The sequence below is a fragment of the Synechococcus sp. BA-120 BA3 genome, from assembly GCF_034931285.1.
Lineage (GTDB): Bacteria > Cyanobacteriota > Cyanobacteriia > PCC-6307 > Cyanobiaceae > Cyanobium.
This window is the reverse complement of the sequence record NZ_JAYGHZ010000116.1, coordinates 1-3,087: the sequence shown is the minus strand read 5'-3', so window position 1 is coordinate 3,087 and position 3,087 is coordinate 1. Positions and strand designations below refer to the sequence as shown.

Below are 3,087 nucleotides of genomic sequence, written 5' to 3'. Positions count from 1 at the left end.
TGCCGGCCCAGAACACCCGGCCGTGGGGCCGCAGCAGGGCGTCGCCGCTGCCGGTCCACAGCCCGGGGGGCATCCAGCCGGCAAAGGCCCCGCCGACGAAGGGCTCCCGCGGCCAGTCCTTCTCCACGTAGTCGAGCGGCTCCAGCGCCATCGGACCGAAGTAGGCGGCCAGATCCCCCAGCACCGCCGCCCGCCGCTCCGCAGGATCCAGGGCCGACCAGCGCTCCTGGCGGCGGCCCGCCACGAAGGCGGCGATCACCCCCAGACCGGTCTCGGGATCGGAGCTGTCGGCGCAGAGTTCCACCCAGGGGCGATCGCCGATGCCGATGCCGGCCAGTCCGGCCTGCCGCCACCAGGGGCTGCGGTAGGCGACCAGCACCTTCGTGCAGCGGCCCATGGCCATGCCCTCCTGAAGGGCGCGCCGATCGGCCGGCAGCTCCGGCGTGAAGTGGATCGCGGCCGCCATGGCCGGCGGCATGGCCACGATCACCGCCCGGCCGTGGTGGCTGCCGTTGTCGGTGGTCACCGTGATGGGGCCCTCCGCATCGGGGCCGGCGGGTCCCGCCGGCTGCTCGATGGCCCGCACCGGCTCACCGAGCACCAGGGCGTCCTCCAGGCCCCTGGCCAGCAGCGCCGGCAGCTGGCCGGCACCGCCGTGGATCAGCTCCTCCTCGGGGTGGTCGCCCTGGGGCGCCGTGCGCTGGCCCCAGGCCACATGCAGCAGCGACACCTGGTCCGGCTCCGCCGGCCCGAGAAAGCCGACGGCCCGGCAGAAGTAGGCGAAGTACCAGGCGGCGAAGGGGGTGTGGGTGTGGGCCTCGATCCAATCCTGGAAGCTCAGCCGGTCGAGGGCGGCGGCGTCGGGATGGTGATGGGGATGGCCCTCCGGCAGGGACACCACCAGCTCCTGGAAGCGCTCCAGGGCCTGCATGGCGTCCTGCCAGTCCGCTTGGGGCACCGAGGGCGGCTGCCCCTCCGGGAACCCCTGGAAGAAACCGCTGAAGGTGCAGCGGTGGGAGCCGAAGCAGAGGACCGTCTCGCCCTCGTGGGGCGAGGGGAAACGGCGCAGGTCGTGCTCCTCGAGCAGGGAGCGGAAGCGGGCGTGGGTGGCTCCGACCCACTGGCCGCCCAGGTCGATCCAGGCGGGGGGCCGGGCCGGCCGGGTCCCGTCCCCCTCCTGGTTCAGGGGGGCCCGCACCATGCGACCGCCTACGGCCGGAGCCGCCTCGATCACCTCCACCGACAGGCCGGCCCTGCGCACCTCCCTGGCGGCCACCAGTCCGGCCAGCCCCGCCCCGACGACGATGACGTCCTTCACGATGACGTCCTTCACGCCGGATCAGCCCGCCGCATCGAGCTCGCCCTTCATGCGCTCGAGGGTGAGGGTCATCTGTTCGAACATCTTCTCGGGGGTGAGGCCGAACTGGCCGAGCTGGGTGCGCAGCTGTTCGACGGTGAGCTTGGCCTGGAAGTCCTCGGAGAGTTCGAAGCGCTTCATGAACACCTGATAGCGCTCCATCATCTCCTCCATCCGCTCGATGTACAGCTTCTTGCCCTCGCGGTCGAACTTGCCGTATTCGCTGCCCAGCTGCATCAGCTGCTGGTAATCGCTGAACAGCCGCTTCGCTTCGTCCTGGACGATCTCGGAGTCGAAGAAAGCCATGGGAACGTCTGCTCCGGACTGCGGGAGAGATCGATTCTGCAGAGACCGGGCAGGCCTGGGGAGTGCGGATCCACGTATCGCCGTCCCCGGCCCGCCATGGCCGATACCGAAATGGATGCCATCCCCTGGTGAGGATGGACCTCCTCCATCGCTGGGGTGTCCCCGCCCCTGTGCCCGTGGACCTCACCCCCCTGCTGCCCCAGGTGCGTGACGACCTCAGCCGGGGACTGGCGCTGCTCCGCGGTGTCCGTCTGGTGCTGTGCCTGGGCAGCCGGGCCCAGATCACCCTGTTGATGGGCACGCCGGCCAGGATCCTGGGGGCCGCCACCACCGCCGCCGAGGGGCTCGCCCAGGTGCGCCGCCATCGCCCCGCCCTGCTGCTGGTCAGTGACCGGCTGGAGGAGGGCTGCGGCGTGGACCTGGTGGTGCAGGTCAAGGCCCGCCACCCCGAGGTCCGCACCCTCCTGGTGGTGTCGCAGGAACACCGCCTCGCCCGGATCCGGCAGGCCCTGCAGGCGGGCTGCGACGGCATCGTGCCGGAGTCGCGGCTGCTCCACGGCTCCGGCCTGCAGGCCCTGCACGCCGTGCTCAGCGGCGGCCTCTACCTCGACCGTGGCCTGGTGGGGGCGGTCCTGGCGGACCAGGAGCCCGGCGGTGACGCCGCCGAACCGCTCAGTGCCCGGGAGCGGCAGGTGCTCGAGCGGGTGGTGCACGGCCTGACGAACCACGAGATCGCCCGGGAACTGATGGTGTCGGTCGACACCGTCAAGACCCACGTCCGCAACGTGCTGCTCAAGCTGCGGGTCCGGGGCCGCATCCAGGCGGTGGTCATCGGCCTGCAGCTGGGGCTGGTCGACTGGCCCCGACCCGGAGGCACCCGCTAGTTTCAGGCCCGACGTGCGCGCGCTCGGGCCTCCATGGCAGGACGCCACTGGCTGGATCCCCTGGCCCGCCGCCTGCTGGAGGCCACCGGCCAGCTGCCGCCCCTGCCGCCGCCGCAGCCAGGGGCCACTCCGGCCGGGACTGGCCTTACCGCGATGGGCGCTGAAGAAGCCGTCGAAAAGGAACTGCTCGCCCTCAAGCTGGCCCTGGACCCGGCGCTGCGGTTCCGGGATGGGGCCGAGGTGCGCCAGGCGGCCGCCCTGGGCTGGAGCCTCGAGGTCAACCTCGCCGAGGCCGGCGACTGGCTGCGGCTACCCGGCTGCCCGCCTGAGCTGGTGGATCGGCTGATCCGCCTCCAGGGCGAGGGCCAGCAGTGGTCGGGTCCCGGGGATCTGGCCGCCGGGCTCCAGGTTCCCTCCGCCCGGGTGGGGATCTGGCTGCCGGTGCTGCGCTTCCGGCGCCGCGGCCGGCCCCGGTCTGCGCCGCTGCCGCCGCCACAGGCGATCAACCAGGCGTCCGAACGGCTGCTGCAGGAGCGGCTC

4 protein-coding genes are annotated in these 3,087 nt (G+C 72.5%); 2 read left to right on the top strand and 2 right to left on the bottom strand.

The annotated features are described in order from the left end of the window. A partial coding sequence (locus VB737_RS06150; protein WP_500312008.1) for a flavin monoamine oxidase family protein occupies positions 1 to 1,333 on the bottom strand: 1,333 nt, incomplete at its 3' end. Positions 1,334 to 1,339: 6 nt separating this feature from the next. Further along, a complete protein-coding gene (locus VB737_RS06145; RefSeq protein WP_500312006.1) occupies positions 1,340 to 1,663 on the bottom strand; it encodes a DUF1825 family protein in 324 nt (107 codons plus the stop codon). Between the two features lie 134 nt (positions 1,664 to 1,797). On the opposite strand from VB737_RS06145, the gene VB737_RS06140 reads away from it, so the two are divergent. Next, positions 1,798 to 2,547 carry a LuxR C-terminal-related transcriptional regulator gene (locus tag VB737_RS06140; protein ID WP_500312005.1) on the top strand — a complete coding sequence of 250 codons (750 nt, stop codon included), beginning with the start codon at positions 1,798 to 1,800 and terminating at the stop codon, positions 2,545 to 2,547. Between the two features lie 33 nt (positions 2,548 to 2,580). Next, a partial coding sequence (locus VB737_RS06135) for a hypothetical protein (RefSeq protein WP_500312003.1) occupies positions 2,581 to 3,087 on the top strand: 507 nt, incomplete at its 3' end.